The organism is Arthrobacter sp. zg-Y844 (assembly GCF_024385465.1).
GTDB lineage: Bacteria > Actinomycetota > Actinomycetes > Actinomycetales > Micrococcaceae > Arthrobacter_B.
The window spans coordinates 156015-176707 of record NZ_JANFLS010000002.1 but is presented as its reverse complement, the minus strand read 5'-3'; the positions used below and the strand labels follow the sequence as shown (position 1 = coordinate 176707).

The window sequence follows — 20693 nt, the reverse complement described above, 5'->3', positions numbered from 1 at the left end:
ATCAGTAATCCGGGGCGGCCGGAAAGCCGAGGAACTCCTCCAGGGTCACCCCGGCGTCGTAGACGGCCGCCGCAACCTCCGGCCCCACGTAGCGCAGGTGCCAGGGCTCGTAGGCATACCCGGTGATGTGTTCCGCCCCCGCCGGATAGCGGATCAGGAAGCCGTACCGGTGCGCGTTCGCCGCCGTCCAGGCACCGGCCGCCGTTCCCTCGAAACAGGTTTCCAGCGCACACAGGCCATCCGGGTTGCCGACATCCACGGCCAGCCCGGTCTCATGCTCGCTGTAGCCGGGCCGGGCGGAGAGCGAATCGGCTCCCTCCTGCCCGTACCTCTCGGTGTAGGAGGAGTGCAGCCGGGACTGTTCTTCGCTCGACCGATAGCCGCTGACGGGAGAAATGGCGACACCCTCCGCGGCGGCGTCCCCAACCATATGGACATAGGCTTCAGCCGCTTCGGCGCGGAGCAGCAGCCCGCCCGCGTCGACCAGGTCCGGCGGCACATAGTCCGCCGCCAGGGGACGGTGCTTGTTGACCACGAGTATGACGCTGTCCGGTGCCTCGGCTTCAGGGACAGCTACTGCGCCGGCCGGCTCATTGGAAAGGTTCAGGAACACGGCAAGGGAGACAACCAAGCATAAACACAGCAGGCCGGCCATTGACGCGCAGGTCCGCAGGTAGACGTACCGCATTGTCCCGTTACCCACCCCTTATCCGGCATGGCACCCTCGTCATTTCGCGCCATCCTCGCACGTGCGGCGCAACGCGCGCGGCACCGGCGCGCCCGTGCCGGGGACGGGATGAGCGGCTGCGGACCGTCCGCACCGGAAGGGTTAGCGTGGAGGCATGAGTTACGCGTACGACGTCGAGATCCTGCACCTGCTCGTCTCGCCCGCCCACGCCTACTTCGGGCGCGCCAAGGACGGGCCGGCCGACGTCGTCACCACTGATGCGGACCAGGCTGAGGTGGTGGCCGGCAAGGGGATTGTCGGGGACCGGTTCTTCGGCAAGGCCGCCCACATGGATGCAGCCGTGACCCTGTTCGCTGTGGAGTCGTTGGAGGCCATCGCCGCGGAGCTTGGTGCCGATCCTTTCGACCCGCTGCTGGCCCGCCGGAACGTGGTGCTCCGCGGTGCCGAGCTGATCCCGCTGTTGGGGCAGGACTTTGTTCTCGAATCGGCAGGTGGCCTGGTTGAGTTCCACGGCGGCAGGCAGGCCCACCCGTGCGCCTGGATGGATCAGGTCCTGGCGCCCGGCGCGCACAAGGCGATGCGGGGCCGGGGCGGGCTGCGCTGCCGGCCGTTGAGCAGCGGGACGCTTCACCGCGGACCGGCGGTGCTTATCAGCCCCGTGCCGCTGGACCCCGGCCGGGCTGCCGTCCCCTCGCTGCTGCGGCCCGGCAGGCTTCCCTGACGGACGGACTGGAGGCGCCTTATTCCCAGACAAGCGCAGAACTGCCGTAACGCTGCGGCGGCCGGCTGTACTCAAGATGCTTTCCGTCCACCAGCAGGGGCGGCGGCACAAACGTCAGTTCGCCGTAGGCGCTTGGCGAGGTGCGGAGCTCCGGTTCCAGTTCGTTCCGCTCCGTACCCGAGGGCGGAGCAGGCAGCCGCATCAGCTCCAGCGCGGTGCGCGCCAGCGACAGATGGGCCGATCCGCTGATCCCTCGATTCCGGGCACCCATGAGCGCCGCCGCAGCGGCGGCTGCCCCGAGGCCGGTGGCATAGTCCAGCGCCTGGACCGGCAGCGCCCCGGGCCGCCACGAGTCTCCCTCCCCGCCGCCGTAGATGGTGGCAATGCCGCTCGCGGCCTGCACAATGCTGTCGAAACCCCGCCGGGCCGCCCATGGCCCGGCATTCCCCCAGGCGTCGAAGCTGACCACGCCCAGTCCCGGGAAATCCGCCCGCAACGCTTCCGGATCCAGTCCGAAGCGGGCCAGGGAGCCGCCCCGGTACCCCAGCAGCACGACGTCGGCCTCCTCGAGGAGCTCGCGGAACCGCCGGTAGGCGGGCGGGTCGGTGAGGTCGGCCACCGCACTGCGCTTCGAGAAGCCGGTGTCAATGTGCTGCTCCACCAGCTCCGGTGTGGCGGGCGGGTCGATCCGCAGCACGTCGGCCCCCAGGGCGCCCAGGATCCGGCTGCCCGACGGACCGGCGATCACCCGCGTCAGGTCCAGAACACGCAGGCCGTCCAGAATCCCGCCGAACCCGCCGCGCAGGGCAGCCGGCACTGTACGGGAAGGCGCTGGTGCCGGGGCTGTGTTCAGCCGGATCCAGGGTTCCCCCTGCAGGGCCCTGCCTGCCGGGGAGCTCATCCACTCCGCTGGCGGCCGGACCGCGGCTGCCACTCCCCCGTATGCCGTCACCCGGTCCTCCACCTCCATGGCGGTCAACCGCAGTAGTGCGGCATCTACGGCGTCCGGTGAGGCAACGCCCAGCGCCGTGAGCAGGGCGCGTTCGTGATGCGGATAGTTGGCGTGCAGCCGGACCCATCCGTCGATGGTGCGGCGGAAACCCGACAGCGGGGCGAACCCGCCCACGGCCTGGCCGTTGACCCGCAGGTGGGTATAGGAGGCAAAGGACGCCGCGGCACCCCGGGAGGTCAGTCCGATGTCCCGGCTCCTGCCCGCGGCGCCGGTCCCGGCGGCGAGCGCCGTAGCCAGCGCCTGCAGGGATCCGAGGGCCAGTCCTTCCACGTCCAGTGCGCCCGCCCACCACCAGCGCGGCCCCGACCACGGCGCCGTGTCCGTGTCCGTCGGCAGCAGCGGGGCCAGGTCCTGCCAGAGTGCGGGAAGTGGATTCGTGTTCCGGTGATGGGCAGCCATAACGGCATTATGCAGTCCGATCCCGGTTCCCGCGGGCCCGCTCGACCGAGAAGCGGAGATATCACGCGCCTACCGTGCTGCCGCCGCGGTGAAGCGGGTAGCCAGCTTCCCGAAGGCGGCGGCCAGTTCAGGCGGGCCGACCACCTCGAGTCCGGCGTCGAACCGGCCAAAGGAGGCTGCCAGTGCCGCCCAGGACCAGGAGCCCGCCTCCAGCCGGCACCGGTCGGATCCCAGCGCTTCGACCGTGCCGTCCGCGGCGAACGGAACGACGGCGGCCGCCGGCAGGTGCAGGATCACGGCACCCCGGCAGGGCCAGTCGGACCCCTTACCGGGATTCTTTCCCGGCTCCGTTCCCCGGAACCGGGCGGAGACGAAGGCGTGCACGCTGCCGCCGGGCAGTTCCCGCTCCCGGAACCGGGCACCCGCCGGCGTCCGCGGCGTGATCCGGCCGGCACGGAAGATCCGCCAGTCGTTCCGGTCCAGGTCCCAGGCCACCAGGTACCAGCGTCCGCGGGAGGCCACCAGATGATGCGGCTCCGCCCGGCGCGGCGGTGAGAAGCCGACGTCGCCGTCTCCCGACTGGGCACCTGCATAGTCAAAGCGCAGCACCTGACGTGATCGGACGGCAGCGGCGAGGGTCAGCAGCAGTTCCGGCGAAACCGATCCGGCGTCACCGGGACCCACGGACAGCGCGGTGAACTGCAGCGCGTCAAGACGGTGGCGCAGCCGCGAGGGCATCACCTGCCGGACCGTGGCCAGCGCGCGGGCGGCGGCCTCATCGATACCGGCTCCCGTCATGGGCGCGGAGTGCAGCGCGACGGCGAGGGCCAACACCTGGTCGTCGTCAAAAAGCAGCGGCGGCAGCTCGGCACCGGCGTCCAGGCGGTAGCCCCCATCCGGCCCCTTCAGTGCGGAGATGCGGTAACCCATTTCCCGCAGGCGGTCGACGTCGCGGCGCACGGTCCGGGGGCTGATCTCCAGCCGGTCCGCGAGTACCTGCCCCGGCCAGTCCCGCGGAGTCTGCAGAAGTGAAAGCAGCGTCAGGAGCCGCGACGTCGTGGTGGGCATACGGAAAAGATAAACGAAATAGCGGCCAGAAACTGACCTCTACTAAGAGAACAGTGGGTGTTACCGGGAAACACCCGGGCTACCCCAGAAGGAGCAACCCATGTCTGTCACCACCACGCCCCACCTGAACTTCCGCGGCGATGCCCGGGCCGCCCTCGAGTTCTACCACTCGGTCTTCGGCGGGCAGCTTATCGTCGTCACCAATGAGGATGCCTACAGCGTCGAACTCCCGGAGGAGGCCGGCCAGGTCAAGTTCGGGCAGGTCATCGGCGGGAACGGCTTCTCGATCATGGCCTACGACGTTCCCGCCAGCGTGTCCTACGACCAGGGAGACAAATCCTCCTTTGTCTCGGTCCGCGGCGACTCGGCCGAGGAGATCACCGCTCTCTGGGACCGGCTTGCCGAGGGCTCCACCGTACTGCAGGACCTGGCGCCCTCGGCCTTCTCCCCCGCCTACGGAATGGTGCAGGACCGCTTCGGCGTCGTCTGGGTACTCGACGTCGCCGTCGCCTATGACCCTGCCGGCTAACTTCGATGCCCACCGCCGCGCCGTGCCGCGGGGAAACCGAGACCCGCTAGTCTCAGAGGCATACATCCGGCGGTTTCCCGCCGGCACTCTAAGCATCGGAGCATCATGGCCTCGGAAGTACTGGTAGTTATCGGCATGGGCGGCATGGGGCAGGCGGTTATGCGCCGGTCCGGCGCAGGACGCAAGATCCTGGTGGCGGACTTCAATGAAGAACTGCTGGAGAGCACCGTGGCCACCGCGCTCGGTGAGGGCTACGACGTCGTCTCCCAGCAGGTGGACGTCTCCTCACGTCAGTCCGTGGCCGCCCTGGCCGCAACTGCCCGTGAGCTGGGAGCGGTAACCGGCGTCGTCCACACCGCCGGGCTCTCCCCCGTCCAGGCACCGGTGGAGGCGATCTGGAAGGTCGACCTGTTCGGCGTGGCCGTGGTGCTGGAGGAGTTCGAGAAGGTCATCGCCCCGGGCGGTGCCGGCGTCGTCATTTCCAGCATGTCCGCCTACATGGCCGGCGGCCAGATGCCCGCCGACGTGCTGGCGAGCCTGGCCACCGTCCCTGCGGACGATCTGCTGCTGATCCCGTTTGTTGCCGGCATCGACCACCCCGGACACGCCTACAGTGTGGCCAAGCGCGCCAATCAGGTCCGCGTCCAGACCGCCAGCCTGCGCTGGGGTGCCCGCGGGGCACGCGTGAACAGCATCAGCCCCGGCGTCATTTCCACCCCGATGGGACAGCAGGAACTCGCCGGCGAATCGGGCGCGCAAATGCGTGCCATGATCGAGGCGTCCGGCACCAAGCGCCTCGGCACCGCCTTCGACATCGCCAATGCCACGGCCTTCCTGCTCAGCCAGGATGCCAGCTTCATGACCGGCGCGGACCTCCTGCTCGACGGCGGTGCGGTGGCCGCCGTCGATACCGGCCAGCGCAGCCAGGTCGCCGGCTAGGTCCACGGCCCGCGCGCGGCGGCGGGGTGCCGGAGGCGCGGAAGAAAGTTGGCCGCCGGAGCCGCGGATGCGGAGCCACTGATTGCCGGGGCCTCGTCGGCATGATCGAATCTGGGGCATGTTGTACGCAGACTCAGCAGACGGCACCCGGATCGCTTTCGACCAGACGGGCCATGGTCCGCCGGTGGTCATTGTCGGCGGTGCATTTTCGACCGCCGACGCCGGCGCCCCGTTGGCCGACGCGCTGAAAGCCGCCGGTTTCCAGGCGGTGACGATGGACCGCCGTGCCCGCGGGGAAAGCACGGACTCTTCCCCCTACTCTCCGCGGCGGGAGGTGGAGGACCTCACAGCGGTCCTCAACGCCGTCGGCGGCGACGCGGTGGTCCTCGGACATTCCTCCGGCGCCATGCTCGCCCTGCTGGCGGCGGCCGAGGGAGCACCGATCAGCCATCTGTTCCTGTCCGAGCCGCCGTTCCTCTTCGGCGAGGGGGAACCCTCGATGGACCTTCCGCAGCGGCTTCAGGCCCTTGTTGATTCAGGGAACCCGGCGGATGCCGTGACCACCTTCCAGCGGGAAGGAATCGGTCTGCCCGAACCGTTTATTGAACAGATCCAGGCCAGCCCCATGTTCGATTCCCTGGTTCCGCTGGCGCAGTCCGCCGTCTATGACGCGCTGCTTTCGCAGGCCGTGTCCACCCCGACGGCGGCGATGGCACAGGTTTCGGTCCCCGTCACCATCCTGCGGGGAACCACCACCTACCCGGTGATCATGGCCGCCACCGAGAAGCTGGCGCGGCGGATGCCGCAGGCCGTGCTGGTCACCGTGCCCGAGTCCCACGACCACTCCCCCGATCCGGCGGGCACGGTTCGCGAAATCCGCCGCCGCATCCCGGTGCAGTGACCGACAGCCCGGCCGCGGACTCGTTCCCTTATCTGGCCCTCCTGCGCGGACCACTTCGACCTCGACGACGAACTCATCAAGGTCCTGGTGCTGGGCCGCGCGCAGCTGCAGGCCGTCGTCGAGCATCGGCCGCAGCACTTTGGTGAGCGGCCGGACCTCTACCACTCGGACGCGATCTTCCTCATGGACATCGATGCCGACACCGCCCTGGAAGCTTTCCGGCCGAGGGAAGGCGTTGACGAGATCTGGGCCGGCGAAGGCGTCATCTATTCGCAGCGGCTCAGCGCCGAGCTGACCAAGAGCCGGCTGAGTGCCATCGCGGCCTCGCCGCTGTACAAGTCGATGACCATCCGCAGCTGGAACACCACCCGGAAACTGTGGGACCTGCTGCCCGAGTGATCCCAGGGTGCTAGGGTCCTGCCATGTCCGAACCCCTGCCGCCCGACAACACCTTTGACCATCTGCGGAGCCTCGACGGCGAGCACGTGGGTATATCCATATGACCGACGACGGCGGGTTTGTCCCGTATGACCTGCTGCACCGCCGCTGCGCTGAGGCCGGTGACCTCGATGCCGCCGAAGCCCTGCTCGACGAGCTCGGCCTTCGGATGTTCATCGAGCAGTGGTGGCTCGACGACGACGGCCGTCAGATTCCGGTGCTGATCCAGGAAGTCCACCGGGACCGGGTGGTGGTGGCTCCGACAGCGGAGGGTGCGATTGCCAAGGCCGCCGATATGACCGCTGCAATCGAGTTGCTGCTGCCCACCGACCGGCTGTACTCGCGTTAGCCGTACCGGATTCGTTCGTGCGACGCTGGAGGGATGGATTTGGTGGTGTCGCCCGCGCTCACAATTCCCGCGGCTGAACTCGAGTGGCGGTTCTCCCGTTCGTCCGGCCCCGGGGGCCAGCACGTCAACACCTCGGACAGCCGCGTCGCACTCTCCTGGAACGTAGCCGGTTCTGCGGTGCTGTCGGAACAGCAACGCCTGCTGCTGCTGCAGCGGCTGAAACGCAGTCTCGTGGCCGGAGTGCTGACCGTGACGGCCTCCGAGCAACGTTCCCAGCTTCGCAACCGGGAAACAGCCCTGGTCAAGCTCGCCGCACTCGTGGCAGACGGACTGGCGCCCGGACCTGCTCCGCGCCGGTCCACCAAACCTACCCGCGGCTCGAACTACCGCCGCCTCGATGCAAAGAAACAACGGGGTGCCACGAAGCGGCAACGGCAACGGCCGCCGGCTGATTAATTCCACCAGGGAATGGCATCGATTGAGGGCTACTGTCCGTCGAAGTGCCGTATCCAGGTCAGCTCGGCGTCGTCGGAGTTCCGTACTGGGACGGGCCTAACCGGCGCCGAAGCTGCTCATTTTCGGAAACCCGGCCCCGAAGACCCGTGGCAATCCGGTCCAGGAAGTCATCCACCTCATTCTGCGCATACCCCTCGCGGAACTTTGTCGGCTGGAACCTCTGATTTATTACCTCTTCAGGGCTGAGAATTGAAGCGGTAACGTCCTGCCTAAAAATGTCCGTCTTTGGCAGTTCAAGACGTTCCTTTTCGAGTCGCCGAAGCTCCTGGACAGTGCGTTCCAGGAAGTCATCCACCTCGTCCTGGTCATAGCCCTCCTTGAATTTGGTGGGCTGGAAGCGCTTCGCGACAACCTCTTCAGCTGTGAGAGTTCCGGTTCCGTATGTGACGGATTCCCCCTTGGATTTGGTGGATTTCGAAGCATTCGGCAATACCAAGGTGAGCAGGACTATTACCGCGACGAAAATCCAGGTTTTTCCTGAGCCTTCGCTTTCACCCGCCCCTTGGGCCATTACCGCTGAAACATACTCAAAAGACATGGAGTTCGACTTTCGTAAGGTCAGTCTGTGTCACAGCTGAACGGATCAAAATCCTGGCGACAATAACTGTAACCGATTGCTCCTTTCGAAAGCCGCCATTGATTTCGATGTTTCCGGCTATGTCCAGGACCACCCTGCAGCCGGCCGCCCGCGGCCCGCGGCGACTGTCTCACTGGATTTGGACAGGGCAGGGTTACGGGCGAGCATCCGGCCCAGGTTGGAGGAGTCCGGTTCGGTGCGTCCGGCGGCCGCCGCGAGGCTCCGGCTGATCCGTGCGGCCTGGGCCGTGGTGAAGTGCTTCCCCAGCAGCGCCTTGGTCAGTACCGCGTCCACCCAAAGCGCGTCCAGCACGGTGCCGGCGGTACGGCGGATGATGGTGTCGTGGTCGAACGGCAGCCCGGATACTCGCTCCACCGGCGTGACCCTAACGGCGGCTTCGTTCAGCCCGGCGTCCGGGTGCAGGACAGCGGTATGGACAATCGAAATGGTCGGCCCGCGTGGATCCCGGTCCGGGTTGTCGTAGACACCCGCCGTGTCGAGGTGTTCCACTCGGTCCTCCCCTACTCCGGTCTTGACCGTCAGCGCCCGCAGTGCGGCCTCGGCCAGCCGTTCGGAGGGAAGCAGGAGGACGCCGGGGAGCGCCTGCACGCCGGCGAAGGGCTCGTTGGCCCGCTCCGCCGTCACCAGGCACAGCCCCCCGTCCCTCACGATGAAGGGCACGGTATCGATCGAGACGAGGGGCTGCAGCCTTTCGGAATTCATGAGGCAATGTTACCGAGCACGGCACGGACGTCCGCGAAGGACTGGCGGCGGAGGAACCCGCCGTTGGCCCACACGGGCTGCAGCAGGGATGCCGCTTCCTGCTCGGGGGTGGCCTTCTCGATGAGGACCAGTTCGCCGTCGTCGTTCCGGGTGACGGCCAGGCGGCCGGTGGCGGAACGCTTGGACCCGAAGCCCTGGGCGGTGATCGGATCCTTGAACACGTTACGGGGCTGGCCGTTGACCTCGATGTAGGTGACCTTGATGGCCGAGGAGAACGTGTCCCGGGTGACGTACTGGTAGGTGAACGAACCGGCGCCGAGCACGACGTTCTCCGAGGCGTAGCCCGCTTTCTCCAGGCGTGCGGTGATGTCCGCGGCACGCTCGGGGGTGATGGAGTCGCCGTACATAACGCGCACGTAGTTCAGGACCTTGTAGCCGGCGTGGTTGCGGGTGGAGCCGAACTCGGCTTCCAGGAGGGCGACGACGCCGAAGTATGCCGGGTCCTCTGCCATCGACGGTGCCGTGTCGGGGGCGACGGCGCCGGGGCGGGTGGAGGTTCCGCAGACGATGTCGGCCGGGTCTCCGGAGTCGGGACGGATGACGACGTTGCCGTCGCGTGAGGTGATGATGTCCTTGAGCCCGGGCAGGATGCCCTGCAGCACGTGCCACAGGTCGTACCCGTCGGAGACCAGGGAGATGTTTCCGGTGGGGTTGGCCTCCAGGATGTGGCGGAAGGTTTCCGCTTCTCCGTCCTGGCCGCCGGCGCACATCACGGCGTGCTCGCTGGCGGGGATGGAGCCGAGGATCTGGCCGTTGTCCGTGCCGAAGGCGGAGTTGTAGTAACGGCGGATGAAGTCGGCCGAGCCGAGGGAGTCCGAGCCCTTGAAGGAGAGCAGGTGGCCGGCGCCGGACGCTGCGGCTGCTTCGATGCCGGGCATGCCCCGGAAAGAGAAGTCGTGGAGCTGCCAGTCCACATAGGCGGCGTCCGTGCCGGTCTTCGCGGCGGCGGTGTCCAGGATGCCGCGGTACTTGTCGGCAATGGTCGCTGCGGTGGAGGGCTGCCAGATGGAGGCGCTGAGCGCCGTCTCGATGTAGTTGACCAGCCAGAAGAACTCCGGCTCGGTGGATTCGACGGTGACGGAGGGGACCCGCAGGGGCACCCGGGTTCCCTCGGGCACGGCACGGAAGATCAGCGGCAGGTAGCCGCGGCGGTGCAGGGACCGGATGTGGTCGGTGCCGACGGTGTTGGGGCCGAGGATGTCGTTGAGGCCGGCCTGGTACTCGGCCACGGCGTCGTCCTCATCGGCGGCGAAGAACGGTGCGAAGGCTTCAATGCAGAACTTCTGCAGGAAGGCCTGCAGGCCGAAGTGCACCACGTGGTCAACGCCCTCGATCCGGGAGCCGCGGTTGGTGAAGTTGGAGAGAACCTTTGTGGTGCCCCGGGGGTACATGTGGATGTGGCCGAGCTTGTACGCGTCTGTCTGGAACAGGGCTGCGGTGATGCTGGCGGTGGTCAGGGCGGTCGGTGCTGATGTCGTGGTCATGGCCGGTTCCTTAGATGAGGTGGGAGATCAGGGGCGTGATGGAAGCGGCGACGTCCGGGTTGGCGGCGCCGGGGTGTGAATCCGTGGTGTAGATGGAGCCGTAGGCCTGCCGCAGCTGGGCTGCTTTGCCGGAGAACACTCCGTGGCTCACCCACAGGTCCAGGCGGTCCGGTCCCAGCCCGGTGGCTGCGGCCAGGCCCATGAAGGTTCCGCCGCCGTCGCAGATGTCGTCCACGACCAGGAAGCGTCCTTCGTCGGGCAGTTCCGCGCAGGTGAACCCGGACAGCTTGCCGGTGGCAAAGTCCCGGTGCTTCTCGGCGGAGTAGAGCGGAAGTCCGAGGGCTGCAGCGGTTCGGGCGGTGCGTTCCTTCGCCCCGGCGTCCGGGCAGATGACGCCGGCATACTCCCCTGCTTTGTTCCGCAGGACCTGGGCGATGACGGTCGAGGAATCCACAGCGCGCAGGTTGCGGACCAGAGCCGGCATGACGGGAGAGTGCGGGTCGAAGCAGACCACTTCGTCGGCGTTCATGGCGTTGATGAGGTTGGCGTAGACCTTGGCGCCGAAGGGATTGCCGCGGTCCTGGCGGGCTCCGGGCAGGTACGGAATGAGGGCCTGGACCTTGTGTCCGCCCTGGTGGGCGTAGTCGATCCACATGGCCGCGGTTATGTACTCGTTGGCATCGGCGCCGGTGAGGTAGAAGTACAGCGGGGTTTCCGCCGGGCTGCCTTCGACCTTGAGGTGAGCCTCCCCGGCCGGGAAGGACATCGGCGTCGCTGCCGAGTGGACGGTGTATCCCTGCGGGACTGTGGCGTATGCGGTGAACATGCTGCCAGCCTACACAGCTTTTTCGTCATTGGAAGTTTATTGGTCCAATAAACGTAGTATTACGAATAATGACGCCTGGCGTGCGGGCTATTCGCCCGCTGCGCTGACATAACTGCCGCCCAGTTCCGCGGCGAGGGCAGCGATTTGGTCGGGGCCCGGCATCCGTCCCTCACGGTCCGGCAGGACCAGCACGTGCCAGTTGCTGCCTTCGGCGAAGTACGGGAACGGGTTTTCGGCGGCCTGCAGCAATTCAGACGCCTTGGCCCGGTCCGCCTCGTTCTCGTAGCGGACTATTTCGACCGCGTCGGTGCACATCCGGTACTCGGGAAGATATCCGTCGATCTGTATCGTGACCGGTTCCGCTGTGGTGCCGGGGTCGCAGTCCAGGACGCCCGCGACGGCGTCGTACACTTCGTTGACTGAGGCGAAGGAAGGGGCCCCCTCCTCAACCCGAAGGTCGACCGATATCGCCGTCGTGCGGTCCGGCATCTGCCGCTCCACCCGCAGCGACCAGCACCCGGGCTCGTCAAACTCGTAGACGGCGTCCCAGCCCTCCCCCGGCTTGTCCAGCTCCCCTCCAGTGGAAGTGCCCGGTTTCTTCAACGCCTCAACCCGGTTTCCCTGCGGATCGGCAAGCCATGTATCGAACGTACCGGTCCCGGTAACCCGCCAGGCAATTTCCACCGGCGATCCGGTGGAGAACGGAACCGAAGCGTCGGCTGGCTCCACTAAGCCCCAGGCCTGGAAGTCCCGGGCATCGCTCAAGTCCAGCACCCGGTCCTCGCCAAGGACCACGGCGTTTTGGCAGGCCATGATTGAGGCGCCGTCATTCGGTGCCGGCGGAGTGGACTGCTCGTCCGCGGTCGACGATCCGGCGTCCGTGCAGGCGGAAAGCAGCAGCACCGCCGCTGCCGCGGCTGCGAGTCCCTTTACCTTGCGCATCGGCGCCCACCCGTCGTGTTTGGTGGGGACATCATTGCACAGGGCTCGCGGTCACGTGCCGATGTCCCTCCGGGTAAGGGCGACGGCAGCGAGCAGGACCAGCAGCGCGCTTGTGCCATACAGCGCACCGAGCCCGGCCCAATCGGCTCCGTTGCTGAGCGGCCCGGAGCCGAAGGCCCAGTGATAGGGCGTCCAGTCGTGGAGGTAGTCCAGGTCCTGGTTCTGGTTGGCCACCGCGTTGAGGGCGTACCCGCCGACGGCGACCGCAACGGCCGCAGTGAGCGCCCAGACGCGGCGGCCGGTGAAGGCCCCCGCAGCCAGGGCGACGGACGCCGTCAGCAGTGCCAGCCCGACGAGCGCCGCACACCCGGCCCAAACGTGGGAAGGGACGAGTCCGAGTTGTGCGGGGCGGTTGAAAACCAGCACGGCCAGACCCGCGAAAAGGCCGAGCAGCAGCAGACGCGCAACAATGGCGGCGCTGCGCTCCAGCACGAGCTGGACCCGGCCGACCGCGTGGGCCAGCACGAGTTCCAGTGTCCCGCTCTCCTCGTCGCCGGCAATCGCCCGGGTTCCCCAGGAGATGGCGGCGATGGTGAAGAGGGCGAACCCGATGAGGCCGAAGAACGTCGCCTGAGTGTAGCCGGCGCCGGTGGTCAGTTCGTCATAGCCCAGCGCGGAAATGAGTTCGGGCGGCAGGCTCTGCAGGAGATCCTGGAAATCCTGGCCGGCCAGGGACGGATAGAGGGGCAGGTACAGGCTCAGGACAGCGAGGATGCCCGCCGCCCATCCCAGAAGCGGACGCCATGACGCGGCAAGTGAACGGGTGAACAAAGGGAGGCGACTCATTCGGCGGCACCGCCGTCGGCCGGCCCGGCAGCATTCTCCGGCCCGTAAAACCGCAGCACGGCCTCCTCGAGGTCGGGCTCCTGCACCATCAGGTCGAGGAGAGGGTGTCCCGCCAGGGCCGTGATCAGGTCCGGCATGTCACCCTTGAACCGGCCATGGATTGAGGCTGGGCCCAGGGGGTCCGGGTCCGTGGGCACCTGCAGCAGCTCGAAACCGGGCACCCGCCGAAGGCGTTCAACCAAGGCAGGTGCCTCTGCTGCAGGGATACCAATCCGCACACGGCGGCCGGCCGACGCACGGATATCCGCGGTGCTGGCGGCGGATACCACTGCCCCCTTCCGAAGGATGGCCACAGTGTCAGCGGCCTCCTCAATCTCGCTGAGAACGTGCGAGCTGAGCAGTACCGTCTGGCCGTTGCTGCTCGCCTCCCTCACCAGCGCCAGAAACTCCTGCTGAACCAACGGGTCCAATCCGCTGGTTGGTTCGTCAAGGATCAGCAGCGGCGGTTGATGCATAAACGCCTGGATGAGTCCCAGTTTCTGCCGGTTTCCCTTGGACAGGGCACGCACCGGTCGGCCGAGGTCCAGATCGAGCCGCTCCGCCAGCGCCGGAACCGTCCCCGGATCTACGGCTCCACTGATATGTGAGAAAAAGCGGAGAAGTTCCCGTCCGCTGACTCTGTCCGCCAATGCCGGATCCCCCGGCAGGAACCCGATACGACGACGCAGGGCCGGCCCTCCGCTGCGGGGATTAACGCCGAGGACGGCTATCTCCCCGGAGCTGGGACGCAGCAGGTCCAGCAGCAGGCGCATCAGCGTGGTCTTGCCGGCACCGTTGGGACCGATGACCCCGAAGACGCTTCCCGCCGGGACATCCAAGTCGATGCCTTTCAGCGCTGCAACGCGTCCGAAGTTCTTGTACAGCCCGCGGGTGCGGACAACGGCTGAGCCAGAGCCAGGTTCCATGCGGTCAGGCTACGCGCCTGCCGCGGGGGCCGGATAGGCGGCGGCACCGGACGCCGGAGCGGGCCAGGACACGTCCCCCGGAGGATCCTCCCCCACCAGCCCGTCCACGGATTCACGGATCAGATCGGCATGTCCGGTATGCCGGGCATATTCCTCAATCAGGTCGATCAGCATGCGGCGCAGGCTCCCGGCTTGGCCCTCAATGGCGGGCAGCAGTTGCTCGAGTCCGCCCTCGGCCAGCGCTGCGGCAAGGCGTTGCCGTGAACGTCCGACGGCGTCGCTCCACAGCGCGTAGAGGTCCTCCGGGGTGTTGTCTGCGGCGGTACGCCAATCCCAGTCCGGGTCGTTTTGCCAGTCCACGGCATTCCACGGAGCTCCCGGGTCCTGGCCTTTCAGCCGCCAGGCGAAGTACATGTCCTCCACACCCGCCAGGTGCTTGAGGAGACCACCGAGGGTAATGGCTGAGGAGCCGACGGTGGCGGTAAGGGCTTCGGCACCGATGCCGCCGGTTTTCCAGGCAACGGTGGCGCGTTGCCGGTCCAGGGAACCCAGCAGGGTTTCAGTTTCCGTGCCCGCCAGCGGAGGTTCGATTTTGTCCGGGATTCCAGTCATAGCGCCGAAGACTAGGCGGACGGTGCAGCCGCGTCCATACGTGCTTCGCTCCAACGCGCTTTTCGCCCCGCTTACTGGAAGGGCGGCCGCTGATGCATGGTTGACAGCTGCACCCGCCCGCGCGAGGATCACGTCATGACTCGGCAGGAAGCCCTCCCCCTCCGCTGCGCCGTCGTGGCTTTTGCCGTGGCCGCCCTGCTGACCCAACTTGTCGTTGTTCCGCGGATGGCGGCCCGATCCGCGGAAGCCTATCCGGAGGTTGCGTATCTGGCGTCCTCGTACGTCACGGTCATCGGCATCGCGGTGGCCGTCTTCGAGCTGGCGTTGCTGGCAGCCTGGCAACTGGTCTCAGCCGCGGCAGCGGACAGGTCCGTGACACGTCGGACGACGGGATGGGCCAACATCATGGCAGTTTCACTGGGTGTTATGGCAGTACTTTTTGCAGGGGTTTTCGCCCATGCCGGGTTCAACGAGAATATCGGCGGTCCGGCGATACTGTTCGGGCTATTGGTCTTCCTCGCCCTCATCCCCGTCGCCTTTGCCTTCAGATATGGGGTTCTGGGCTGGCTGAAAGAAGAACATTCCGTGCCTTAAACAGCGCTGCCGCCGCGACGGACCCGAAAGGCCCGCCGCGGCGGCAATGGTGCGGATTCCGCTAAGGAACTAGAAGTCCCAGTCGTCGTCTTCCGTGTTCACGGCCTTGCCGATCACGTAGGAAGATCCGGAGCCGGAGAAGAAGTCGTGGTTCTCATCGGCATTCGGTGACAGGGCCGAGAGGATCGCCGGGTTCACGTCCGTCAGGGTGGACGGGAACATGGCCTCGTAGCCCAGGTTCATCAGCGCCTTGTTGGCGTTGTAGTGCAGGAACTTCTTGACGTCCTCGGCCAGGCCGACGCCGTCGTACAGGTCATGCGTGTACTGGACTTCGTTTTCGTACAGCTCGAAGAGCAGCTCGTACGTGTAGTCCTTCAGTTCCTGGCGGCGCTCCTCGGGAACCGTCTCCAGGCCGCGCTGGAACTTGTAGCCGATGTAGTAGCCGTGCACTGCCTCGTCACGGATGATGAGGCGGATCAGGTCGGCCGTGTTTGTGAGCTTGGCCCGCGAGGACCAGTACATCGGCAGGTAGAAGCCCGAGTAGAAGAGGAAGGACTCCAGCAGGGTGGAAGCCACCTTGCGCTTCAGGGGATCATCGCCGCGGTAGTAATCGGTGATGATCTGCGCCTTCTTCTGCAGGTTCGGGTTCTCCGTGGACCAGCGGAAGGCCTCGTCAATCTCCTTGGTGGAAGCCAGGGTGGAGAAGATCGAGGAGTAGCTCTTGGCGTGCACGGACTCCATGAACGCAATGTTCGTGTAGACCGCTTCCTCGTGCGGGGTGAGCGCATCGGGGATCAGCGAGACGGCACCGACGGTGGCCTGCATGGTGTCCAGCAGGGTCAGGCCCGTGAACACACGCATGGTGAGCTGCTGCTCATCCGGAGTCAGCGTGGCCCAGGACTGGACGTCGTTGGACAGCGGCACCTTCTCCGGCAGCCAGAAGTTGTTGACCAGACGGTTCCAGACCTCAACGTCCTTCTCATCCTGGATCCGGTTCCAGTTGATCGCCTGGACGCCGTCGATCAGCTTCAGCTTCTCGGTCATGAATAATTCCTTGTCTTCAAAAGTTCGGGGAAGGGGGTGCGGAAAGCGGCAGCCTTACAGCATGCAGGAAACGCAGCCCTCAACCTCGGTGCCTTCCAGCGCGAGCTGGCGCAGGCGGATGTAGTAGATGGTCTTGATGCCTTTGCGCCAGGCGTAGATCTGCGCCTTGTTGATGTCGCGGGTGGTTGCGGTGTCCTTGAAGAACAACGTCAGGGACAGGCCCTGGTCCACGTGCTGCGTCGCAGCGGCGTAGGTGTCGATGATCTTCTCGTAGCCGATCTCGTACGCATCCTGGTAGTACTCCAGGTTGTCGTTGGTCAGGTACGGAGCCGGGTAGTAGACGCGTCCCAGCTTGCCTTCCTTGCGGATCTCGATCTTCGACGCCACCGGGTGGATGGAGGAGGTGGAGTTGTTGATGTAGGAGATCGAGCCGGTGGGCGGCACGGCCTGCAGGTTCTGGTTGTAGATGCCGTGTTCCATGACCGAAGCCTTCAACGCCTCCCAGTCAGCCTGGGTGGGGATGTGCACGCCGTCGAACAGTTCGCGGACACGCTGCGTCTGCGGTGCCCATTCCTGGTTGGTGTACTTGTCGAAGTACTCCCCCGTGGCGTACTTGGAGCGCTCGAAGCCGGCGAACTTGCGGCCGGTCTCGATGGCCAGCAGGTTCGACGCCCGCACGGCGTGGTAGACCACCGTGTAGAAGTACATGTTCGTGAAGTCGATGCCTTCTTCGGAACCGTAATAGACCCGCTCGCGTGCCAGGTAGCCGTGCAGGTTCATCTGGCCCAGGCCGATGGCATGCGACATGTCATTGCCCTTGGCAATGGACGGAACGGAGCCGATGTGGCTCATGTCCGAAACGGCGGTCAGCGCACGGATAGCCGTCTCGATGGTCCGGCCGAAGTCCGGCGAGTCCATGGTCTTGGCAATGTTCAGCGAGCCGAGGTTGCAGGAGATGTCCTTGCCGGTCTCGTCGTAGGACAGGTCATCGTTGTACGTGGTGGGCTGGGAAACCTGGAGGATTTCCGAGCACAGGTTGGACATGATGATCTTGCCGTCGATCGGGTTCTCCCGGTTCACCGTGTCCTCGAACATGATGTACGGGTAGCCGGACTCGAACTGGATCTCGGCGAGGGTCTGGAAGAACTCGCGGGCACGGATCTTGGTCTTCTTGATCCGGGAATCGTCCACCATCTCGTAGTACTTCTCGGTGACCGAGATGTCGGAGAACGGCATGCCGTAGACCTTCTCGACGTCGTACGGCGAGAACAGGTACATGTCCTCGTCGCGCTTGGCCAGGTCGAAGGTGATGTCCGGGACGACGACGCCGAGGGAGAGGGTCTTGATGCGGATCTTCTCGTCGGCGTTCTCGCGCTTGGTGTCGAGGAACCGGTTGATGTCCGGGTGGTGGGCGTGCAGGTACACGGCACCGGCACCCTGGCGGGCACCGAGCTGGTTCGCGTAGGAGAAGCTGTCCTCAAGGAGCTTCATCACGGGGATGACGCCGGAGGACTGGTTCTCGATCTGCTTGATCGGCGCGCCGACCTCGCGGATGTTGGTCAGTGCAAAGGCGACGCCGCCGCCGCGCTTGGAGAGCTGCAGCGCGGAGTTGATGGAGCGGCCGATGGACTCCATGTTGTCTTCGATGCGCAGCAGGAAGCAGGAGACGAGCTCGCCGCGCTGGGCCTTGCCGGCGTTGAGGAACGTGGGGGTGGCCGGCTGGAAGCGGCCCTCGATGATTTCGTCCACCATCTGCGTGGCGAGCTGCTCGTCGCCGCGGGCCAGGTGCAGGGCAACCATGCAGACACGGTCTTCGTAGCGCTCCAGGTAACGCTTGCCGTCGAAGGTCTTCAGCGTGTACGAGGTGTAGAACTTGAACGCGCCGAGGAAGGTTTCGAAGCGGAACTTCTTCTTGTAGGCGCGGGTGTACAGCTCCTTGATGAAGGTCATGGAGTACTGGTCGAGCGTTTCCGGCTCGTAGTACTCGTTCTTGACCAGGTATTCCAGCTTCTCTTCCAGGTCATGGAAGAAGACCGTGTTGTTGTTAACGTGCTGGAGGAAGTACTGGCGCGCAGCAGCGCGGTCGGCGTCGAACTGGATCTCTCCGTTCTTGCCGTACAGGTTCAGCATGGCGTTGAGCTCGTGGTAGCCCAGGTCCTTGTAAGCCTCCGGGAGCTCCTTGGAGTCCGTCATGCCGGCTTCTGCGACTGATGTGTCCAAAACTTTTCCAATCCTTCGTTAACCTTGGCGACGTCCTCGGACGTGCCCATGAGTTCAAATCGATACAGCACGGGGACCTGGCACTTCACGGCGATGATGTCCGCCGCGAGGCAATAGGAGTCCCCGAAGTTTGTGTTGCCCGCCCCGATCACACCCCGGATCAAGGAGCGGTTGCGCTCGTTGTTCAGGAACTTGATGACCTGCTTGGGAACGGCGCCCCGGGCTGCGGCCCCCGGTGATGCAGCCGTTCCACCGTAGGTGGGAAGCAGCAGTACGTAGGGCCGGGTGGCCAGCAGTGTGGGCTGGGAGGTGTGGAGCGGAAGAGCCGCCGCGAAGATCCCGAGCTTTTCCACAAAACGGCGGGTATACCCGGAGGCTGAGGAGAAGTAGATCAGGGAGGCGTCCGTTTCCGGTTGTCCATCCCCTGCGGATGCCGATGCCGGCGCAAAGCCGGCTTGGTCTGCCATCCCCAGTGCCATGGTTGCTGCGCTCCTGACGGGTATTGCGCGGGTGGTGCGTGATGCGAGGTGCTGCGGCGGGAAAGCCGGACGGAGCCCGGCGGCTCCCTAGGCTACGGAGGAAACCTGCGCCTGGGCCAGCTCTTCGATCTTGTCGGGCCGGAAGCCGGACCAGGAGTCCTGCTCGGTGACGACAACGGGGGCCTGCATGTAGCCCATGGCACGGACGCGCTCGAGGGCCTCGGGGTCCTGCGACATGTCCACGCTCTGGTACACAATGCCCTTCTTGTCGAGGGCGCGGTAAGTGGCGTTGCACTGTACGCAGGCGGGCTTGGTGTAAACCGTAACGGTCATGGCGTGGTCTCCCCTAGTGAAGCGTGAAGTCTGTTCTGTGCTGCTGGATGGTGCCTGATGAAGCTGGCGATACTGGTCGTTCGTTGTGTTCAAAAAGTTGCTTGTGGAGCTTGGTGAAGCTCTCGAAGTCTGTTCCTAGATACTACATCCAGTTCCATGCCCAGACACTACATCTAGTGCGCCCCTCAAGGTGGAACCCCTACATGATGTATTACAAGTATGTCATTACAGGGGGCCGCCGTCCACAGTTTGTGCACAGGGCATGCCGCGTAAATAGGCGGGATTCCAGCGGGCCGGCAGGGGTTCTCCACAGCCTGTGCAGAACGCGATGCACATGTGACGAGGCAGGCAAGATTCAAGCGTGTCGCGTACCGTGGGCGTGTCGGGTCTAGTACCCGCTAACACTAGATATTGTGGTCGGCCCCGCAGGGGCGAGGAAGGAGGGTGCCGGAATGGTCAACCCCGTGCACCTGAAGACGCTGCTGGAGGTTCTCCGCACCGGGTCGTTTGCCGGAGCCGCCCTGCGGCTGGGCTACACGGCCTCGGCCGTGTCCCAGCAGATGTCCGCCCTGGAGAAGGACACCGGTGTGCGCCTGTTCGAGCGTTCCGCCCGCACCGCCTCGCCCACGGAAGCCGCCGTCGTCATGGCCCGGCACGCCGTCAAGGTGCTCACCGACATGGATGCCCTCCTGGCGGCCGCGGCCCGTCCCGGACCTGGCAGCTCAGAGGTGCTGCGCCTGGGCATCTTCCCCAGCCTGGCCACCTTCGCCCTGCCGGAACTGCTGGCGTCGCCCCAGTGGCGGGATCTGGGAATTGACCTGCTGCTTTCCGTCGCCGAACCGGCACAGACCATCCAGGGGCTGCGCACGGGAGGGAACCTCGACGTCGCACTGGTGTACCAGGTGGGCCAGGGCGGGCTGGCCTGGCCGTCCTCCATCAGCCGCCGCTGGCTGGGCGACGATAATTTCCGTGTGGTGCTGCCCGAGTCCTGGGGCATCCGCAGCGGCGCCGAGATGTCCGCCGAGCAGCTGGCGGGGATGCCCTGGATCATGCATCATCCAGGCACCCCCGATGCCCTGGTGATCGAGCGGCTCTTCGCCAGCTGCAGCCTCCACCCGCAGGTGGCCGCGTACTGCGATGACTTCAACGCCAGCCTGGCCATGGCTTCCGCCGGCCTTGGCGCGGCGCTGGTGCCCGAACTGGCGATGCTGAACCGGCCGGCCGGCACCGTGGTGCTGGATGTCCCCGAAATCCGGCTGGCCCGTAGCATCTTCGCCCTGCTGATCCATGAACAAAACGTGCAGGTCCGGCTGTTCCTGGACCGGCTGGCCGATGTGCTGGGCCGCCGGAGCATAGTGCCGCTCCCCACATCCGGTGCCCGGCAGGGCTGAAAAGTCGTTTCCTGAGTTAGGCCCGGGCCATACTCGA

The 20693-nt window shown here is 65.9% G+C and carries 23 protein-coding genes and 2 pseudogenes; 9 read left to right on the top strand and 16 right to left on the bottom strand.

The genetic code is table 11. The annotated features are described in order from the left end of the window. Position 1: 1 nt before the first annotated feature. Positions 2 to 631, bottom strand: coding sequence for a D-alanyl-D-alanine carboxypeptidase family protein (locus tag NNX35_RS07605; protein WP_255867416.1), 630 nt, complete (start codon positions 629 to 631; stop codon positions 2 to 4). A gap of 211 nt (positions 632 to 842) precedes the next feature. On the opposite strand from NNX35_RS07605, the gene NNX35_RS07600 reads away from it, so the two are divergent. After that, positions 843 to 1409, top strand: coding sequence for an MOSC domain-containing protein (locus tag NNX35_RS07600; RefSeq protein ID WP_255867415.1), 567 nt, complete (start codon positions 843 to 845; stop codon positions 1407 to 1409). 19 nt (positions 1410 to 1428) lie between these two features. Here NNX35_RS07600 and NNX35_RS07595 read toward each other — a convergent pair whose 3' ends face one another. Then, positions 1429 to 2820, bottom strand: coding sequence for a CoA transferase (locus tag NNX35_RS07595; RefSeq protein WP_255867414.1), 1392 nt, complete (start codon positions 2818 to 2820; stop codon positions 1429 to 1431). Between the two features lie 69 nt (positions 2821 to 2889). Continuing rightward, a complete protein-coding gene (locus NNX35_RS07590; protein WP_255867413.1) occupies positions 2890 to 3888 on the bottom strand; it encodes a YafY family protein in 999 nt (332 codons plus the stop codon). Positions 3889 to 3988: 100 nt separating this feature from the next. On the opposite strand from NNX35_RS07590, the gene NNX35_RS07585 reads away from it, so the two are divergent. The 6 genes from NNX35_RS07585 to arfB all read left to right on the top strand — a co-directional run bounded on the left by NNX35_RS07585 (position 3989) and on the right by arfB (position 7500). After that, complete coding sequence (locus tag NNX35_RS07585) at positions 3989 to 4417, top strand: VOC family protein (RefSeq protein ID WP_255867412.1); 429 nt, start codon at positions 3989 to 3991, stop codon at positions 4415 to 4417. A 105-nt stretch (positions 4418 to 4522) separates the two neighbouring features. Next, positions 4523 to 5356, top strand: coding sequence for an SDR family oxidoreductase (locus tag NNX35_RS07580; protein WP_255766405.1), 834 nt, complete (start codon positions 4523 to 4525; stop codon positions 5354 to 5356). 118 nt (positions 5357 to 5474) lie between these two features. Next, positions 5475 to 6257 carry an alpha/beta fold hydrolase gene (locus tag NNX35_RS07575; RefSeq protein WP_255867411.1) on the top strand — a complete coding sequence of 261 codons (783 nt, stop codon included), beginning with the start codon at positions 5475 to 5477 and terminating at the stop codon, positions 6255 to 6257. An 87-nt stretch (positions 6258 to 6344) separates the two neighbouring features. Continuing rightward, positions 6345 to 6656, top strand: a complete 312-nt coding sequence (locus NNX35_RS07570; protein WP_255867410.1) for a hypothetical protein — start codon at positions 6345 to 6347, stop codon at positions 6654 to 6656. A 100-nt stretch (positions 6657 to 6756) separates the two neighbouring features. After that, the gene (locus tag NNX35_RS07565) at positions 6757 to 7044 is read left to right on the top strand and encodes a serine/threonine protein phosphatase (protein ID WP_255867409.1); all 288 of its coding nucleotides are present in this window, start codon (positions 6757 to 6759) and stop codon (positions 7042 to 7044) included. A gap of 33 nt (positions 7045 to 7077) precedes the next feature. Beyond that, entirely contained in the window at positions 7078 to 7500 is a 423-nt protein-coding gene (gene arfB / locus NNX35_RS07560) for an alternative ribosome rescue aminoacyl-tRNA hydrolase ArfB (protein WP_255867408.1), read from the top strand. Positions 7501 to 7558: 58 nt separating this feature from the next. Here the strand turns inward: arfB and NNX35_RS07555 are convergent. The 9 genes and pseudogenes from NNX35_RS07555 to NNX35_RS07515 all read right to left on the bottom strand — a co-directional run. Continuing rightward, positions 7559 to 7735, bottom strand: a pseudogene (locus NNX35_RS07555) (DivIVA domain-containing protein); the annotation flags it as partial. 48 nt (positions 7736 to 7783) lie between these two features. Then, a pseudogene (locus NNX35_RS07550) lies at positions 7784 to 7990 on the bottom strand (DivIVA domain-containing protein); the annotation flags it as partial. 225 nt (positions 7991 to 8215) lie between these two features. Then, the gene (locus tag NNX35_RS07545; protein WP_255867407.1) at positions 8216 to 8860 is read right to left on the bottom strand and encodes an NUDIX domain-containing protein; all 645 of its coding nucleotides are present in this window, start codon (positions 8858 to 8860) and stop codon (positions 8216 to 8218) included. Beyond that, a complete protein-coding gene (locus tag NNX35_RS07540; protein ID WP_255867406.1) occupies positions 8857 to 10404 on the bottom strand; it encodes a nicotinate phosphoribosyltransferase in 1548 nt (515 codons plus the stop codon). The genes NNX35_RS07545 and NNX35_RS07540 overlap by 4 nt, the downstream gene beginning before the upstream one ends. A gap of 10 nt (positions 10405 to 10414) precedes the next feature. Next, entirely contained in the window at positions 10415 to 11230 is an 816-nt protein-coding gene (locus NNX35_RS07535) for a ribose-phosphate pyrophosphokinase (protein ID WP_255862907.1), read from the bottom strand. Between the two features lie 87 nt (positions 11231 to 11317). After that, on the bottom strand, positions 11318 to 12172 hold the full coding sequence (locus tag NNX35_RS07530; RefSeq protein WP_255867405.1) for a hypothetical protein: 855 nt from the start codon (positions 12170 to 12172) through the stop codon (positions 11318 to 11320). Positions 12173 to 12223: 51 nt separating this feature from the next. After that, complete coding sequence (locus NNX35_RS07525; protein ID WP_255766414.1) at positions 12224 to 13018, bottom strand: ABC transporter permease subunit; 795 nt, start codon at positions 13016 to 13018, stop codon at positions 12224 to 12226. After that, positions 13015 to 13983: an ABC transporter ATP-binding protein gene (locus NNX35_RS07520; protein WP_255867404.1), complete on the bottom strand. Its 969-nt coding sequence runs from the start codon at positions 13981 to 13983 to the stop codon at positions 13015 to 13017. The genes NNX35_RS07525 and NNX35_RS07520 overlap by 4 nt, the downstream gene beginning before the upstream one ends. Positions 13984 to 13992: 9 nt before the next feature. After that, positions 13993 to 14595, bottom strand: a complete 603-nt coding sequence (locus NNX35_RS07515) for a DinB family protein (protein ID WP_255867403.1) — start codon at positions 14593 to 14595, stop codon at positions 13993 to 13995. Between the two features lie 135 nt (positions 14596 to 14730). On the opposite strand from NNX35_RS07515, the gene NNX35_RS07510 reads away from it, so the two are divergent. Continuing rightward, the gene (locus tag NNX35_RS07510) at positions 14731 to 15189 is read left to right on the top strand and encodes a DUF2975 domain-containing protein (protein ID WP_255867402.1); all 459 of its coding nucleotides are present in this window, start codon (positions 14731 to 14733) and stop codon (positions 15187 to 15189) included. A gap of 69 nt (positions 15190 to 15258) precedes the next feature. Here NNX35_RS07510 and nrdF read toward each other — a convergent pair whose 3' ends face one another. The 4 genes from nrdF to nrdH form a co-directional block, all read right to left on the bottom strand. Continuing rightward, entirely contained in the window at positions 15259 to 16233 is a 975-nt protein-coding gene (gene nrdF / locus NNX35_RS07505) for a class 1b ribonucleoside-diphosphate reductase subunit beta (protein WP_229951693.1), read from the bottom strand. A 54-nt stretch (positions 16234 to 16287) separates the two neighbouring features. Next, entirely contained in the window at positions 16288 to 18426 is a 2139-nt protein-coding gene (gene nrdE / locus NNX35_RS07500) for a class 1b ribonucleoside-diphosphate reductase subunit alpha (RefSeq protein ID WP_255863299.1), read from the bottom strand. Continuing rightward, positions 18423 to 18920, bottom strand: coding sequence for a class Ib ribonucleoside-diphosphate reductase assembly flavoprotein NrdI (nrdI, locus tag NNX35_RS07495; protein ID WP_255766423.1), 498 nt, complete (start codon positions 18918 to 18920; stop codon positions 18423 to 18425). Before nrdI ends, nrdE begins: the two co-directional genes overlap by 4 nt. A 99-nt stretch (positions 18921 to 19019) precedes the next feature. After that, the gene (nrdH, locus tag NNX35_RS07490; protein WP_146361766.1) at positions 19020 to 19265 is read right to left on the bottom strand and encodes a glutaredoxin-like protein NrdH; all 246 of its coding nucleotides are present in this window, start codon (positions 19263 to 19265) and stop codon (positions 19020 to 19022) included. 452 nt (positions 19266 to 19717) lie between these two features. Between nrdH and NNX35_RS07485 the strand changes: the two genes are divergently transcribed. After that, the gene (locus NNX35_RS07485) at positions 19718 to 20656 is read left to right on the top strand and encodes a LysR family transcriptional regulator (RefSeq protein WP_255867401.1); all 939 of its coding nucleotides are present in this window, start codon (positions 19718 to 19720) and stop codon (positions 20654 to 20656) included. Positions 20657 to 20693 lie beyond the last annotated feature (37 nt).

Coding starts and splice junctions, on each gene's coding strand:
- nrdH (WP_146361766.1), bottom strand. CDS start 19,265: ATGACCGTTACGGTTTACACCAAGCCCGCCTGCGTACAGTGCAACGCC.
- NNX35_RS07565 (WP_255867409.1), top strand. CDS start 6,757: ATGACCGACGACGGCGGGTTTGTCCCGTATGACCTGCTGCACCGCCGC.
- NNX35_RS07600 (WP_255867415.1), top strand. CDS start 843: ATGAGTTACGCGTACGACGTCGAGATCCTGCACCTGCTCGTCTCGCCC.
- NNX35_RS07595 (WP_255867414.1), bottom strand. CDS start 2,820: ATGGCTGCCCATCACCGGAACACGAATCCACTTCCCGCACTCTGGCAG.
- NNX35_RS07580 (WP_255766405.1), top strand. CDS start 4,523: ATGGCCTCGGAAGTACTGGTAGTTATCGGCATGGGCGGCATGGGGCAG.
- NNX35_RS07540 (WP_255867406.1), bottom strand. CDS start 10,404: ATGACCACGACATCAGCACCGACCGCCCTGACCACCGCCAGCATCACC.
- nrdI (WP_255766423.1), bottom strand. CDS start 18,920: ATGGCAGACCAAGCCGGCTTTGCGCCGGCATCGGCATCCGCAGGGGAT.
- NNX35_RS07590 (WP_255867413.1), bottom strand. CDS start 3,888: ATGCCCACCACGACGTCGCGGCTCCTGACGCTGCTTTCACTTCTGCAG.
- NNX35_RS07530 (WP_255867405.1), bottom strand. CDS start 12,172: ATGCGCAAGGTAAAGGGACTCGCAGCCGCGGCAGCGGCGGTGCTGCTG.
- NNX35_RS07525 (WP_255766414.1), bottom strand. CDS start 13,018: ATGAGTCGCCTCCCTTTGTTCACCCGTTCACTTGCCGCGTCATGGCGT.
- NNX35_RS07545 (WP_255867407.1), bottom strand. CDS start 8,860: ATGAATTCCGAAAGGCTGCAGCCCCTCGTCTCGATCGATACCGTGCCC.
- NNX35_RS07585 (WP_255867412.1), top strand. CDS start 3,989: ATGTCTGTCACCACCACGCCCCACCTGAACTTCCGCGGCGATGCCCGG.
- NNX35_RS07515 (WP_255867403.1), bottom strand. CDS start 14,595: ATGACTGGAATCCCGGACAAAATCGAACCTCCGCTGGCGGGCACGGAA.
- nrdF (WP_229951693.1), bottom strand. CDS start 16,233: ATGACCGAGAAGCTGAAGCTGATCGACGGCGTCCAGGCGATCAACTGG.
- nrdE (WP_255863299.1), bottom strand. CDS start 18,426: ATGACGGACTCCAAGGAGCTCCCGGAGGCTTACAAGGACCTGGGCTAC.
- NNX35_RS07535 (WP_255862907.1), bottom strand. CDS start 11,230: ATGTTCACCGCATACGCCACAGTCCCGCAGGGATACACCGTCCACTCG.
- NNX35_RS07510 (WP_255867402.1), top strand. CDS start 14,731: ATGACTCGGCAGGAAGCCCTCCCCCTCCGCTGCGCCGTCGTGGCTTTT.
- arfB (WP_255867408.1), top strand. CDS start 7,078: ATGGATTTGGTGGTGTCGCCCGCGCTCACAATTCCCGCGGCTGAACTC.
- NNX35_RS07520 (WP_255867404.1), bottom strand. CDS start 13,983: ATGGAACCTGGCTCTGGCTCAGCCGTTGTCCGCACCCGCGGGCTGTAC.
- NNX35_RS07575 (WP_255867411.1), top strand. CDS start 5,475: ATGTTGTACGCAGACTCAGCAGACGGCACCCGGATCGCTTTCGACCAG.
- NNX35_RS07485 (WP_255867401.1), top strand. CDS start 19,718: ATGGTCAACCCCGTGCACCTGAAGACGCTGCTGGAGGTTCTCCGCACC.